10 protein-coding genes and 1 tRNA gene are annotated in these 14,758 nt (G+C 60.2%); 5 read left to right on the top strand and 6 right to left on the bottom strand.

What is annotated here, in order from left to right:
• Together ABWP92_RS12690 and ABWP92_RS12685 are read right to left on the bottom strand one after the other, a co-directional pair.
• Window positions 1-1,345 (bottom strand): efflux RND transporter permease subunit (locus tag ABWP92_RS12690; protein ID WP_353235749.1); only part of this gene is annotated, 1,345 nt, incomplete at its 3' end.
• A 15-nt stretch (window positions 1,346-1,360) separates the two neighbouring features.
• Window positions 1,361-2,662 (bottom strand): efflux RND transporter periplasmic adaptor subunit, encoded by a 1,302-nt coding sequence (locus ABWP92_RS12685; RefSeq protein ID WP_353235748.1) that lies wholly within the window; start codon window positions 2,660-2,662, stop codon window positions 1,361-1,363.
• 231 nt (window positions 2,663-2,893) lie between these two features.
• Here ABWP92_RS12685 and ABWP92_RS12680 point away from each other — a divergent pair, with 231 nt between their 5' ends.
• Together ABWP92_RS12680 and ABWP92_RS12675 are read left to right on the top strand one after the other, a co-directional pair.
• Window positions 2,894-3,565, top strand: a complete 672-nt coding sequence (locus tag ABWP92_RS12680) for a TetR family transcriptional regulator (protein ID WP_353235747.1) — start codon at window positions 2,894-2,896, stop codon at window positions 3,563-3,565.
• A 71-nt stretch (window positions 3,566-3,636) separates the two neighbouring features.
• Window positions 3,637-3,712 (top strand) — tRNA-Arg (locus tag ABWP92_RS12675).
• A gap of 377 nt (window positions 3,713-4,089) precedes the next feature.
• Here ABWP92_RS12675 and ABWP92_RS12670 read toward each other — a convergent pair.
• The 3 genes from ABWP92_RS12670 to ABWP92_RS12660 all read right to left on the bottom strand — a co-directional run bounded on the left by ABWP92_RS12670 (window position 4,090) and on the right by ABWP92_RS12660 (window position 9,400).
• Window positions 4,090-6,462: a cytochrome P450/oxidoreductase gene (locus tag ABWP92_RS12670; protein WP_502907524.1), complete on the bottom strand. Its 2,373-nt coding sequence runs from the start codon at window positions 6,460-6,462 to the stop codon at window positions 4,090-4,092.
• Between the two features lie 405 nt (window positions 6,463-6,867).
• Window positions 6,868-7,848 carry a Bug family tripartite tricarboxylate transporter substrate binding protein gene (locus ABWP92_RS12665; RefSeq protein WP_353235746.1) on the bottom strand — a complete coding sequence of 327 codons (981 nt, stop codon included), beginning with the start codon at window positions 7,846-7,848 and terminating at the stop codon, window positions 6,868-6,870.
• Window positions 7,849-8,071: 223 nt separating this feature from the next.
• Window positions 8,072-9,400, bottom strand: coding sequence for a porin (locus ABWP92_RS12660; protein WP_353235745.1), 1,329 nt, complete (start codon window positions 9,398-9,400; stop codon window positions 8,072-8,074).
• A 611-nt stretch (window positions 9,401-10,011) separates the two neighbouring features.
• On the opposite strand from ABWP92_RS12660, the gene ABWP92_RS12655 reads away from it, so the two are divergent.
• Genes ABWP92_RS12655 through ABWP92_RS12645 form a run of 3 tightly spaced genes read left to right on the top strand, consistent with a single transcriptional unit; the run spans window position 10,012 to window position 13,839 of the window.
• On the top strand, window positions 10,012-11,547 hold the full coding sequence (locus ABWP92_RS12655; RefSeq protein ID WP_353235744.1) for a class I adenylate-forming enzyme family protein: 1,536 nt from the start codon (window positions 10,012-10,014) through the stop codon (window positions 11,545-11,547).
• A gap of 46 nt (window positions 11,548-11,593) precedes the next feature.
• Window positions 11,594-12,757, top strand: a complete 1,164-nt coding sequence (locus ABWP92_RS12650) for an acyl-CoA dehydrogenase family protein (protein WP_353235743.1) — start codon at window positions 11,594-11,596, stop codon at window positions 12,755-12,757.
• Between the two features lie 20 nt (window positions 12,758-12,777).
• Window positions 12,778-13,839: a CaiB/BaiF CoA transferase family protein gene (locus ABWP92_RS12645; protein WP_353235742.1), complete on the top strand. Its 1,062-nt coding sequence runs from the start codon at window positions 12,778-12,780 to the stop codon at window positions 13,837-13,839.
• Between the two features lie 71 nt (window positions 13,840-13,910).
• Here the strand turns inward: ABWP92_RS12645 and ABWP92_RS12640 are convergent, their stop codons facing one another.
• On the bottom strand, window positions 13,911-14,558 hold the full coding sequence (locus ABWP92_RS12640) for a TetR/AcrR family transcriptional regulator (RefSeq protein ID WP_353235741.1): 648 nt from the start codon (window positions 14,556-14,558) through the stop codon (window positions 13,911-13,913).
• Window positions 14,559-14,758 lie beyond the last annotated feature (200 nt).

Below are 14,758 nucleotides of genomic sequence, written 5' to 3'. Positions count from 1 at the left end.
GAATCACGGTAATACCGACCACGGCGCCCTGGATCTGGCCCATGGCCTTGATCGTCGCCTCCTTGGGCGGCAGGCCTTCCTCGCTCATGATGCGCTCGACGTTTTCCACCACCACGATGGCGTCGTCCACCACGATACCGATCACCAGCACCATGGCGAACATCGCCAGAATGTTGATCGTCAGTCCCGCCAGCAGCATGACCGCGAACGTACCCAGCAGGGCGATGGGAACCACGATCGTCGGAATCAGCGTGTAGCGGATGTTCTGCAGGAAGATCAGCATCACGATGAACACCAGCACGATGGCTTCCAGCAGCGTGTGAACCACCTTCTCGATGGAAATCCTCACGAACTTGGATGTGTCATAGGGCGCCGACCATTCCACGCCCGAGGGCAGGAAGGGGGCGAGCTCCGCCATCTTGGTGTTGACGAGCTTGGCGGTCGCCATGGCGTTGGCGGTCGATGTCAGCTGCACCGCCAGCGCGACGGCGGGCTTGCCGTCCAGGCGCGAATTGAACGCATAGGTTTCCACGCCCAGCTCCACGCGCCCGACGTCCTTGATGCGGACGGTGGAGCCGTCGGCGTTGGAGCGCAGAACCACGTTGCCGAATTGCTCCGGCGTCGTGAGCTGGCCGGGCACCACGATCGTGGCGCTCATGGTGGTGCCGGGAACCGAAGGCGCGTCACCGAGCGCGCCGCCGGAGATCTGCTGGTTCTGCGCCGCTATCGCCGCATTGACCGAGGCGATCGACAGGCCGAAGCCCTGCAGCTTGGCGGGATCGACCCAGATGCGCATCGCGCGGCCGGCGGCGAACAGCTGCGCCTTGCCCACGCCGTCCAGCCGCTGGATTTCCGGCAGCACGTTGCGATTGACGTAATCGGCAATGTCATCGCGCGACGTGGCCCCGTCCGTGGACTGGAATGCCAGGATCATCAGGAAGTTGCTCATCGCCTTGTCCACGCGCACCCCCAGCGACTGCACGACGGAGGGCAGCCGGGGCAGGGCGCGGGACAGGCGGTTTTGCACGTCCACCTGCGCGAGGTCGGGATTGGTGCCGGGAGCAAAGGTCACGGTGAGCGTGCCCTGTCCGCCGGCGGGAGCCTTGGTCTCCATGTACATGAGACCCGTGGCGCCGTTGATTTCACGCTCGATGAGCTGCAGCACCGAGTCGGTCATCGTCTCGGACGTCGCCCCCGGATAGGTCGCCGTCACCGTGATGGTGGGCGGCGCCACGGACGGGAACTGTGCCACCGGCAACTGTGTGATCGACACAATACCGAACAGCACCACGAATATGGCGATCACCCATGCAAAGATGGGCCTGTGGATAAAGAACTTCGACATGTGAGGCCGTTCCGATTACTTGCCGGACGAAGCTGCCGATGCAGGTTCGGACGCAGCGGACGCGGGCGCCGACGCGGCGCTCGCGGGCTGTTGGGCGGGTTGCGGCTGCGAGGTGCCGGTCCATGGCACCGGGGTCACCTTCTTGGCTCCCATGCCTACCTTCACCAGGCCATCGACCATGACCTTTTCACCGGGCTTGAGGCCCGAGGTCACGACCCAGTTCGTTCCCTGGGACTGGCTGATCTGCACCGGACGAGGACTGACCGAGCCATCCTCGCCCACCACCATCACAAAGTTGCCCTTCTCGTTGCGGGTCACGGACTGCTGCGGGATCACCATGGCATTGTCGATCTGCGCCTGCTCCAGATGGACGCGAACGTACATTCCGGGCAGCAGCAGTCCATCGGGATTGGGGATCTCGGCGCGCACCTGCACCTGGCCCGTGGTCTCATCCACCGTCAGATCGGTGAACAACAGGCGGCCTTCCTGCGGGATCTTGCGTCCATCATCGGTGAATACCGTCACGCGCGCCCCCGCCTTGCCGTCCGAGGACAGCTTGCCGCTGGCCAGCGCCTGGCGCATGCGCAGGATCTCCGAAGACGATTGGGTGATGTTCACATACATCGGGTTGATCTGCTGGATCACCGCCAATTGCGTGGCATCTCCCTGGCCCACCAGAGCGCCTTCGGTCACCAGCGCGCGGCCGATGCGCCCGGAAATCGGCGCCGTCACCGTGGCATAGCCCAGGCTCACGTTGGCATTCGTCACGGCGGCCTTGCCCGCCGCGACCTGCGCCTGGCCTGCCTTTTCATTGGCGACCGCCACGTCATACTCCTGCTTGCTGATCGCATTGGCCTCCACCAGCGGCTTGTAGCGGCGCGCCGTGGACGCGGCCTGTGCCAGATTGGCCTCGGCCTGGGCCAGCGTGGCCTGGGCGCTCTGCAGATTGGCCTTGTAAGGCGTGTCGTCGATCTGGAACAGCACCTGGCCGGCCTTCACATCCGAACCTTCCTTGAACAGGCGCTTTTGCACGATGCCCGCAGCACGGGCACGCACCTGAGCCACGCGCGAAGCTTCGAGGCGGCCGGGCAGGTCCGACACGATGGGCACGTTCTGCAGCTCGACCGTGACGACGCCGACTTCCGGCGGCTTTTGCTGGCCCTGTCCGGCCTGCTGGCCGGCATTCTTGTCGCCGCATGCGCTCAGGCCCATGGCCGCGACCAGGGTGAAAACGAGCGCAGCTGATCTGGAGCGGCGGAAAACATAGGCGCAGGAGTAGCCTTCCGACGTCTGATTTGCTTCATACACGGGATGCATGAAAGTCCTTCCGGTTGATTATTTGGTGAGGGTATTCATCAGTTGTGGCGCCGGCAAGTCCGGGCAGCGCCGGGGGACAAGGACGCAATAACCCTATATCCCATGAATTTGATCCGTCAATTATACATACATGCATAAATGTATAATTAGAAAAATTCGAACTTTACCGACTCATCACAGCCGCCCCCTGGGCGCGGAACAAAAGAACCAGACTCACGTAGGGTTTTACACATGGCAAGGCGAACCAAGGCAGAAGCTGACGAAACCCGCACCAAACTTCTGGATGCGGCGGAAGAAGTGTTCTTCGAAAAAGGCGTGGCCCGCTCTTCCCTGAGCGACATCGCGCAACGCGCGGGCGCGACCCGTGGCGCGGTGTACTGGCATTTCAAGGACAAGGTGGACGTCTTCAACTCCATGTTGGCGCGTGTCTGCATGCCGTTCGATGAAATCTGTGATGACCTCTACGGAGAACTCTCCCCGCTGGAGCGGGTGCGCAAGTCCATCCGCAATGTATTCGAAAACGTCGGCCTCGAGGACCGCCGCCGCAAAGTCTTCGACACCGCCATGTTCAAGATGGAATACGTCGGCGAACTTGCAGCCGTGCGAGAGCGCCATACCGCCGCCTCGCAGGTCTCATGCAACAAGTTTACTCAAGACCTGTCCGCGGCCGCGGCGCAATTGAACGTCACGCTTCCCATGCCCGCGGACACAGCGGCCCAGGGCCTGCATGCGCTGTTTGTCGGGCTCATACACAATTGGGTTCTCAACGAAGGTAGTTTCTCCCTGGTCCAGACGGGCTGTGTGTCAGTGGATGCCTATTTGGCGGGGCTGGGCTTTCAAAATCACCTGCCGCGCGACGCCGACCCTGAATCCCGTCCCGGACCCCTCCCAGCCGTGCGATAATCCACAGTCCGGTTGCAGGGACTCTTCCGTCAGGAACGCTTTTTGCAATCGCGTCTTACGCAACACAGCACGCGGCTGTAGCTCAGTGGATAGAGTATTGGCCTCCGAAGCCAAGGGTCGTGGGTTCGATCCCCGCCAGCCGCGCCATGTATACCCTGCTGCTGCCGGATAATTTCCTGTACGCGCTGCAACCAGCCATACCGCTTCCTGCCGACGGTGCTTACCGATAACGGTATCCGGTTGGCCAACTGCGGTTCAGGCCGCCATATCCCTGGTCGAGTCTGCGAGGAACATGGCGCCGGATATCTCTCATGCATGCAACTTCGGCTGCAGGCTCAAAACCTTCAACGGCCTGACTTGAGGGCCTTGAGGTAGGGTGCCTTCAAATCGGTTGTCACCAGCAACGCGCAACAGACGCCATGGGAAAAGCCCAACAAGGACAGCTCGAATCAGTCCACGCCGGGCTCGGCATGTCTCTATCCACCCAGCCATTGGATGAGCAAGTGGTTCGGACTTGGCGGTCGCTACCGATTGATGACCAGCCGGGTTCCGGCCGCGCGCGAGCAGCAGGTCATCATCTTGGTGTTGGCCTCGCGTTCGCTGCGGGTCAGCACCATGTCGCGGTGTTCCACTTCACCCTCCAGCACTTGGACTTCGCAAGATCCACACAGTCCTTCGCAGCAATCGCTGGGCACATCGATATTGGCCGCGCGCAATGCCTGCAAGGCAGTCTGATCTGCCGCGACTTGCAGCACCAGCCCCGAGTCCTTCAGGTGCAGCTCGAATGCGTGGTTCAGGCTGGGGTCGACCGAAGCCTGCACGTGGAAGTGTTCGCTTCTGAGGCTGTCGGCAGGCCAATGGGTGGTGGCCTGCTCCAGCGCTTCGAGCATGCGCGCCGGGCCACAGGCATAGATTTGCGTGCCAGGCGTATATGGCGCAAACAATGACTGGTAGTCGGCACGGGAGCCTTCGTCCGAAGCGTGGATCACCAGGCGATTGCCATGCAGCGCATCGAGCTCGCTCAGGTAAGCCATGCCGGCGCGCGAGCGGCCGCTGTAGTGAATGACGTAGTCGATGCCAAGCGCCTTGGCCCTGCGCGCCATGGCCTGGATGGGCGTGATGCCGATGCCCCCTGCGATAAGGATGACGCGGCGGGCTTTTTCGTCGAACTGGAAGTGGTTGCGTGGGCCGCGGATTTTAAGCACCGCTCCCGCGCATGCCTGCTCATGAATCCAGCGGGAGCCGCCTCGACTTTCCGTATCCTTGAGAACGGTGATCTCGTATGCTCCCGTCTCGGCAGGGTCGCCGCACAGCGAATACTGACGCGAGATGCCCGTCTGCCCGCATTCCACGTCAATATGCGCACCGGGTGTCCAACGAGGGAGTGCCGCGCCATCGATGGCAACCATGCGCAGGCGGAGGATGTCCTGCGAGAGTGCGTGCGCGCTTTGCACTCGCACGGAGCGTTCATGCGCCTGTTTGGCGGCTTCGCCGATGCGCACCGGAATGTCCCGCACCTTGAACGCCGGGTTCGTCCGCTCCGGATTCAATGCGGGACTCCACTGGACCCAGACATGTTCCGGGCCATGAAAGGAAATGTTCGGAACATAGGAGAAAGTCTGCTCCGCAAGCTGCATGTGAGGCAGCCGTTGGGTGAATTCGCCCAGCATGACCTGCAGGACCATTCGTGCCAGATTCTTTCCCATGCATTGATGGGAACCGTACCCGAATGTGAGGTGATCATCGGCGTTGGGGCGACGGATGTCGAAGAGGTCTGGATCGGTAAAACGCGCGCCATCATGGTTGGCCGATGCCACTACGATCAACAGCTTCGCGCCCAGTGGGATAGACACACCTCCGATTTGCGTGTTTGCCGTCGCCAGGCGCCGCCATGCCGCAATGGAGCCGCTGAAGCGCAGGCATTCTTCTACCGCGCCTGGAATCAGGCCGGAGTCCTCGCAGATGTCCTGCCACGCGCTCGGGTGCGAGAGCAGCAGCTTGATCGCATTGGCCGATGCGTTGGCCGTGGTTTCGTGGGCCGCGAAGATGCCGGCCATCATCATCGAGTGCAGATAGGAGTCGGTGACGACATCCGGGTGGCTGGCTTGCTGGCGTATGCCGAATTTCATCCAGCCCGGACCGGAAGGATCGCGGCGCATCTTCTCGAGTATTTCGCCAGCCAGCGTCCAGAATTTGCCCACCCCATGGGCCACGGCCGCCTGCTCCTGGGGGCGCGGGCGCCCCCAGGTGTTTACGGTGTGAGCCATCGAGTATTCGCGAAGACGCCCCATGTCCTCCTCGGGGATGCCTAGAAAGTGCAATGCAATCGTCAGAGGCACCTCCCACAGCATTTCATCGACAAGATCAATGCGTCCTTGGTCGATGAAGCGGTCGACATACTCGCGCACAAGACGGCGCACCATGGGCTCATGCGCGCGCAGTGCCTCGGCGGTGAATGGCTCCATCAGCACCCGGCGTCGTTCCATGTGAGCGGGCTCGTCTTCATTGACCAGCGTGCGATTCATCGCATAGCCATATTGGCCGAGGATCTCGACGGCCTCCGGTGTGGCAGGAGTGATTTTCTCCAGTGCGATCGATGCGCTGAAAGTGATGTTGTCGCGAAAAACGGCCTTGATCTCGTCATAGCGGGTCACAACCCAGTAGCCTAGTTGCGGACTGAAGAACACGGGCTCCTGCTCACGCGCCCAGCGCACATACTCAAAGGGCTTGTTCTGATAGGCAGGCTCGAATGGATCAAATGCCGCAGCTCCAGCGCTCACGGGGCAGCCTGTGCTTTGGACGGTGGATCCCATATGGGCTGCTGGGCAGCCGCTGGGCTGGCCGGGAATGCTGGATGAAGTCATGAACGCCCCTGTTGAATGCAGTGATGAGGTCATACGCAAAATCGCGTGTACCTGTGAATAATGAATATTTTATAAAAATATGAATTCATATTCATTAAATTCAAAAGCTTTTGATCGTTTTGCATGAAGCCGGGGATTCCGCAGGTGAGACAGGTGACATCGAGCGGCCTGCTCGTGAAACTCGGCCACTTGGGGTGGGTCAGGTGCTCGTCCAGGCGCGTGGTTTTCAGTGGACTACTTCGCAGACGATGCCTGTGGCCAACTCGGCGCCCTGCCCATCCAGCATGTGCGTTCCCTTCAGCACATGCTGTTGCACGAACCCGCGCTTGAACATGTACAGACGACGTCGCTTGCAACGTCGATCGCTGATTCACCCGCCATGGCCTTGGAGAAGCTCTCGGCAACGGCTCGAATCCATGCCCCACATGCCCATGCCGCTTACTGCGGCGTCACTCCGAGCTTGCGCAGTAGCGTGTTGGTCATCTCCCACTCGGACGCCAGCTCCTTGGCGAACGCGTCAGGGCCAACAAATGTGGGCAACTGCCCTCCAGCGCCTGTGGCAAGAAATTGCGCAAACTCCGGTTTGGAGATCGCCTGCTTCACCACGTCGCCCCACCGATCCATAATGGCCTGGGGAAGCTTCTTGGGGCCAATCAAACCAGCCCACCAAGTGGCTTCGCGCAGGAATGGATTGTCGAAGCCCTGCTCGACAAAGGTGGCGACCTGCGGCAGGAACTCCGTGCGGTGCGGCCCCAGAATCGCCAGCGGGAACAACTGATTCTTCTGCATGTACTGAGCGATCATCACCGGCGGCCCCACGGATAGCTGTACCACATTGCCCATAATGTCCTGCATGGCGGGCGCCAGTCCTTTATAGGGCACGTGCACGAAACGCGCACCTGTCACTTCCTCCAGTGATGCCATGATCATGTGCGGCTGCGTACCTTGTCCAAAGGACGCATACGAAAGTGAATCTGGCTTGGCCTTGGCCTTGGCGATCAGTTCGCTCAGCGACCTGATGCCTGACTGCGCATTGGCAAACAGCACGGTCGTCGAGGAGCTGAACTTGCAGATCAACGACAAGTCCTTGCGAGAATCGTAGCCAGGATTCTTGAGCAGGGACGCCACGCTGATCAGCGAGTCGCCAATCGCGATGCCCATGGTGTAGCCATCGGGGGCGGATCGCGCCACTTCCTGAGTGCCGATGGAGCCATTGGCCCCCGCCTTGTTCTCGATGAAGATGGGTTGCCCGATGATGGGCGAAGCGAATTCCGCTAGCTTGCGGGCCACGGCGTCTGTCGGGCTGCCTGCGGGGAAGGGGTTGATCCAGCGAATGGCGCGCTTGGGATAGTCGTCTGCCCATGCCGAAGCCAAGGGCAACGCTGCCAGGCTGGCTCCGATGAATTGTCTGCGGTCCATGTAGTACCTCTTTGGAGAATGTGAGTCGCGTGATTCGCGTGGGACTTTTCGAGGGAGTTCTTCGGACAGCTGGCCTGCGGGGCAATGAGATTTCATTTCTGAGCGTTCGCGCTTCCCACCAGGAAAGAAATGAAACTCCAACGCGAAAAGAAAAGCCGACCTGTCCGAAAAATCTCCCCCGTGAATCCGTTCGTAGTCTTGGTTCGTGCGTACCGGGATCGGCTCAGAAGCCCAACGTGACGCCAGCCATCAAGCCCGTCACACCACGTCCCGGGGTGAGCACGTTGCCAACCAGGCTGCCACCGTCGGGCAGGCTGAATGACGCATTGGCACTGTTGTTCATATGTCCCGCGGCGATGTAGTACTTGGTGGTTTCTTCGGCCTGGTAGGTGTAGCCGATACCGTAGAGCTTGGCGTCCATGTTGTTGGCGGACTTGTCGTTGAAGTCGGTCATGCTGGCAAAAAACCGGTGCTTGCCGAGCGGGACCATCGCGCTCAGGCTGTACGCGCCGGTCTTGGAGAACGCTTTGGTGACGTTCTCGTAACCGCCACCCTTGATTCGGCCGTCCATGTAGTTTGCGAACACTTTGATGGGGCCGAAATCATAGGCGCTGCCCACCTGGAATCCGCTGCGCTTGGAAAGCCCGGTTTCAGCACCGGTGAAGGTCGTGCTGTAGAAGTTCCATGTCGATGCGCCGACCAGCACGGGGCCGTTTACATAATGGGCTTCGAGATCGACTCCGCGACCAGCCTTGTCATTGGACTTGATCGTCGAACCCGCGGCGATCGGCACGTCGCCATTGGTGTTGTTGTTCGAGCCGGTGGAATACATCAATTGACCGCTGAAGCCATTCAGCGAAGGGCTGGTATAGACCACCGAGTTGTTCACGCGGGTGGGCATGCCGTTGGCGCCCATGATGGAGCCAGAGTAGCCATAGCCGTTGAAAGCCAAGGCATTCGTCATACCGTTCAGGGCAAACGTCCCGGCATATTGACGACCCGCGGTCACCGCGCCGAAAGTTTTGGAACTGATGCCCGCATAGATCTGGCGGCCGAATAGTTGCGTGCCCGCAGCTGTCGATGCCGCGGACGAAGCATAGCCGTTGTTGATGCCTGGCGTGACCGAAGCGGCACCTGCGGCGCCTGTGCCGTATTGAACACCCGCTTCCGCGACGGCCACCGCCTTGATATCTGGAGTGATCGGCTTGTTGACGCTCAAGCCGAAACGCGACGCCAGCCAGCCACCGGTCCCAATGGACCACTTGCTGCCTTGGCCGCTGTTGGTGTTCTGAACGCCCACATCGGCGATGCCGTAGAAGGTCAGGACTTTTTCCGCCGCGGGAATCGGTGGTTCCACTGACACAGGCGGCGGTGTATAGGCAGGCGCACTCTTTTGCGCGGCTATCAGTTGCTGGATCAACTCTTTTTGCGCAGCCAGTTCCTTGCGCAGTTCTTCTATCTCGGAGTTTGCCATCGCAGGGCAGGAGGCGACCAATGCCAATGCAGTGAGGGCAAGATGACTGACGATCTTGTTCTGTTTGAAGGGTTTCATGATGGTCCTTGTTCTAAAAAGACGGAGGTCGCCCGGGCTGGGCAGCCGGGAGGATCGGGCGAAAGAGCAGGAAGGGCGGCAAGTTGCTCGAATGAACGGTGATTCGCGTGGCCGCGAGCCAATGAATGGCCGGTTTTCTATTCGCGTAATCTGGGCATCATGGGTGTCTCCAATGGGTGGTCTGAATGCCGGCCCATCTACCGCGCACACGGCATTTACGATGTGCGGTCCTGGGCTTGTTTTGGCGTGGGATTTGAAAACGGATTCAGAAAACCGTCAGTCCCCATTAAGGGGGACAAAGTCCCGGACCGATGCGGATCGCTGCGCTTGCCATCCGCGGGTCCACGGGGGAGAGGGTTGTCTCGGCAAGGGCAAGGGCCATCTCCTTCCCAAATGCATCAAGAAGCAAGGCGACGGGACGAAGCCGCATGCCGACAACATCTGTACGCGTATGCAATCAATAGCTCGACAAACACGCAATCAATGCAGGACATTGATGAAATCCCCCGTATTTCTACTGACAACAAGCAAATTGACATGCGTAGGAATCAACGTCAAAATCATTGAAATTGAATTTGAATTCAACTTCACATAAATAGGAGACAACGGCGATGTCAGTGCATCAATTGCTCGTGGGCGCGGTCCAGAAATGCCCCAACGCCACGGCTGTTCAATATCAGGGAGGCTCCGCCACCTGGAAGCAGCTGCAGCAGCGCGTTGCGGCACGTGCGGAGCAACTCAAGGCCATGGGCCTGAAAGCTGGTGACAGAGTCGCGGTGCTGAGCGCCAACGTGCCGGAGTGTCTGGAAGCTCACTACGCGGTGTTCTGGGCTGGAATGGTGCTGGTGCCACTGAACACACGCCTGAGTGTGGCGGAGCAGACCTACATCCTGGGGCACTGCGAATGCGCTCATTTGCTCCACGATGAGCGCAATGCGGGGCTGGCAGAGCAACTCGGACAGGAACTGCCCGCGATGAGCGCCTCGCAGCTCACGCCCCTGAGCCAATGGGGTGGGAAAGGCGACCCGCTGGCGCAGCAACCGCAAATGCCGTTTCAGCCTTGCCACCACGATGCCACCGCCGCCATTTTCTATACCGGAGGCACGACGGGTCGGCCGAAAGGCGTGGAGCTGACACATATCGCGGTGCTGATTCAGGCGATGTCCGCCAAGGACAACTATGAGTTGGACGAGAGCACGGTGCTCCTGCACAACGCACCGATGTTCCATTTGGCCGACTTCACGGTCTCCATGGCCGCGACGGCTGCTCTTGGACGCCACAGCTTCATGCCGGAGTTTTCGCCAGAGGGAGTGCTCGACGGAATAGAAAATGAAGGAGTGAGCGTGGTGATCATGGTGCCGACCATGATCACCGGCGTGCTTCAGGCCGCCACCGGGCGCAAGCAGGTCTTTACCCGCTTGAAGAAGATTCTGTATGGCACCGCGCCAATCCAGGAGCCGCTGCTGCTGCAGTTGCTCGCAGACGCGCCGGGCGTAGGGCTGGTTCAGATCTATGGGCAGTCGGAGGCTGGTGGTGGCTGCACCGTGCTGTTCCCCGATCGCCATGTGCTGCAAGGCCCGCTGGCGGGCAAGCTCAAATCCGCCGGGCGTTGCATACCGGCATTCATGCTGCGCATTGTCGATGCGCAGGGCAATGTCGCACCCAATGGTGAAGTGGGCGAGATCCAGTTGGCGGGTCCCGGCATCATGAAGTCCTATTGGAAGGAGCCGGTGCTCACGGCTCAGACCATTCGCGATGGCTGGCTGAGCACCGGTGATCTGGGTGTGCTCGACGACGAAGGGTTCGTGACGATTGCTGGCCGGCTCAAGGACATGATCATCACTGGCGGCGAGAACGTGTTTGCCGGTGAAGTCGAAAGCGCGCTGATGTTCCACGATGCCGTGGAAGCAGCCGCCGTGATCGGCGTTCCGGACGAAAAGTGGGGTGAATCCGTCCATGCGGTGGTGTGCCTCAAGCCGGGCCGAACCAGCAGTCCTGAAGAGCTGATCGCCTTTTGCCGCGGACGTATCGCGCACTACAAGGCACCACGCTCCGTTGCTTTGCGTGAAGTGCCATTGCCGCTGTCGGGTGTGGGCAAGGTCCGCAAGGTCGACCTGCTGACAGAGTGGAAAGCCACGCGGAACTGATACACGTCGAAATCGACACCTACCCCATTTTTTCGGAGTCAATGCAATGGATTCACTGAGCAAGCGCAATCTGCCGTTCCAGGAGGAGCATCAGATCTACCAGGACCAGATCGGGCGATTCGTTCTGGAGGAATTGCTTCCCAATGAGGTACGCTGGGAGGATCAAGGTTATGTGGATCGTGATGCCTGGCTCAAGGCCGGTGCCAATGGACTGCTGTGCCCCAGCATGTCGAATGAAGACGGTGGCCCCGGTGGCGACTTTTTGCATGCCGTCTTGATGATCGAAGGCCTTGCCCGCCACGGAGTCTCGGGCCCCGGTTTCTTCATTCATTCGGAGATGGTCACACCCTACATCATCAAGTTCGGCACCGTGGAACAGAAAGCCCGCTGGCTTCCCAAGATGGCCTCGGGTGAAGTGATTGGTGCCGTCGCCATGACGGAGCCCGGTGCCGGCAGCGATCTGCGCGGCATGCGCACCCATGCCACGCGCGCGGAAGGCGGATGGCTGATCAATGGCCAGAAGGTGTTCATCTCCAACGGCCAGACGTCCGATTTGGTCGTGGTGGCTGCCAAGACCGATCTGGCCGACAAAAACAGCATCACCTTGTTCCTCGTGGATACCACGACCAAGGGATTTCAGCGTGGTCGCAATCTGGAGAAGGTTGGCATTCACGGCCAGGATACCTCGGAGCTGTTCTTCGAGAACGTGTTCGTTCCGGATGATTCCGTGCTCGGCCAGCCTGGCGATGGCTTCAAGCAATTGATGCATGGTCTTGCCCGCGAGCGCCTGTCGATCGCCATCGGCAGCCAGGCCAGGGCCGAAGCCGCGTTGAAATGGACGATCGACTACGTGCAGCAGCGCGAGATTTTTGGCGCGCCGCTGTCGGACATGCAGAACACACGTTTCACCCTGGCGGAGATGCAGACCGATGTGGAAGTGGGTCGCGCCTTCGTGGACGACATGCTGCGCCAATACCTCGATGGCAAGCTCGAACCCACTCGCGCCTCCATGGGCAAGCTGTGGCTGACGGAAATGCTGGGTCGCGTGGCGGACAAGGGTTTGCAGATGCACGGAGGCTGGGGCTACATGCGCGAGTTTCCGATATCCCGCCTTTGGGTGGCCGCGCGCATCGAGCGCATTCTGGGCGGCAGCAACGAGGTGATGAAAGAAATCATCGGCCGCTCGCTCGTGGGGCGCGGCAAAGCGTGAGGACCGGTCCACTCCAAGGGATGCGGGTGGTGGAGATTGGCTCCATCGGCCCGGCTCCCTTTGCCTGCATGATGCTGGCGGACATGGGTGCCGATATCGTGCGAGTGGAGCGGGGCGGGGAAGCCGCGATTCATGAGCGCGGCGCCACTGTACGCGGGCGAAGAACCATCACACTGGATCTGAAGAACGATGCCGCACGCGCATCACTTCTGTCCCTGGTAGAGCAAAGTGACGTTTTCGTCGAAGGCATGCGTCCAGGCGTCATGGAGCGTCTGGGTCTAGGGCCCGATGTGCTGCATGAACGCAACCCGCGCCTGGTCTATGCGCGCATGACCGGCTGGGGCCAGAGCGGTCCAAGGGCGAGCACCGCTGGACACGACCTCAACTACATCGCGCTTTCGGGCGCTGTTCACGCCATGGGGGACAAGAATCAAACACCGCCGGTTCCTCTCAATCTGGTGGGAGACTATGGCGGTGGCGCCCTTTATCTTGTGAGCGGTGTGCTGGCGGCCTGCATCGAGGCGCAGAAATCAGGCCTGGGGCAAGTGGTGGACGTGGCGATATGTGACGCAGTGATCTCTCTCATGTCACTCTTTCACTCACTGAGCGACGACGACGAGTGGCGTGCGGAACGCTCCAGCAACCTGCTTGACGGCGCCGCGCCCTTTTATCGTACTTATGTCTGCAAGGATGGCAAATACCTGTCGGTCGGTGCCATTGAGCCGCAGTTCTATGCTCAGCTTCGTGAACGTGCCGGCTGGAACGATGAATGCTTCGCCTATCAGCATAATCGATCCCGCTGGCCCGAGATGAATGAGCGCGCCGAACAAATCATGCGGACGCGAACGCGCGATGAATGGGTAGCGACATTCGCAGGAACGGATGCTTGTGTCGCTCCGATTCTGGAACTGCGTGAAAGCCGCACGGATAAGCATCTGCTCGCGCGTGACTGCTTCGTGATGGTGGATAAGCAGATACAGCCGGCCCCTGCGCCGCGATTTTCAAGAACACCGTCCAGCGCCAACGCCAGCGTGGGCATTCGGTCGCTGGAAGAGATCAAGAAGCAATGGTCTGCTCTGTGAACACCTCGATCCAGCAGGCTGATCGGCGTCCTTCCCGTGGGTAAGCAGGGAAGGAAGCGTGCCGCTCGGATTCAGAGCTCGAGCACCCGGGAAATGATCTGATAGAGCTCCCGGGTTGCTTTGGCGTCGTCGATTCGCTTGCCAGGGAAATCCAGCTTCTTCGAGTGCCAGTTGAAACAGGTGAATTCCAGCAAGCCCTGCAGCGCTGTCGCGGATAGCTCCGGATCCATGCCAACGCATTTTCCGTTGGCCTGTTGCTTCTTGATGCGATAGGCAAAGCGGCGTATTCCGCGTTGGCGAATATTGCGCCAGACTTCCAGCAACGCCGGATCGGACAGTGCGCTTTCCAGCAGTCCCACCATTTCGGGGTGAAAGTGGCGGTAGGCATGCCAGAACGCGTTGATCGATGCCTTGACCGCCTCCGCGGGGTTGTCCTCGTATTCCTTGAGCGTTGGCGTCACGCGCTTGACGTCTTCATAGAACGCATCCACCAGTGCGGAGAACAGCTGCGTCTTGTCTTCGAAATAGCTGTAGAAAACGCCAGCTGATTTACCCGCCTCGCGAGCGATGTCAACGATACGGGCGTTGGTATAGCCATCGCGTGCGATCACGACACGCGCAGCCTCCAGCAAGGCCTCTCGCGTCGCTTTCGACTTGCGTCGCTGTACGATTGTCTTAGGGGTGGCGTCCACGCTGCGTCTTGGTGCGGTTGATTGCATTGATGTCTTTAAATTTATCACAGGGATCCAAGCGCAACAGGTGGGCACCGATGCCGTGCCCGCCTGTTGTGTGATTCACCTGCCCGCGTCAAGCCCCATCCAGCGCGGTCAAGGAGCTTGCTTCGCGAGTGAAGTGCGGCCTGTGGCTCAGAACGTGTTTACGATCTCTACGCAGCCGCGTTGGAGTGCAATCGGGATGA

The sequence above is a fragment of the Diaphorobacter ruginosibacter genome (assembly GCF_040396215.1).
Taxonomy (GTDB): Bacteria; Pseudomonadota; Gammaproteobacteria; order Burkholderiales; family Burkholderiaceae_C; genus Diaphorobacter_A; species Diaphorobacter_A ruginosibacter_A.
The sequence above is the reverse complement of the archived record's forward strand: the minus strand, read 5'-3'. Positions and strand labels throughout refer to the sequence as shown.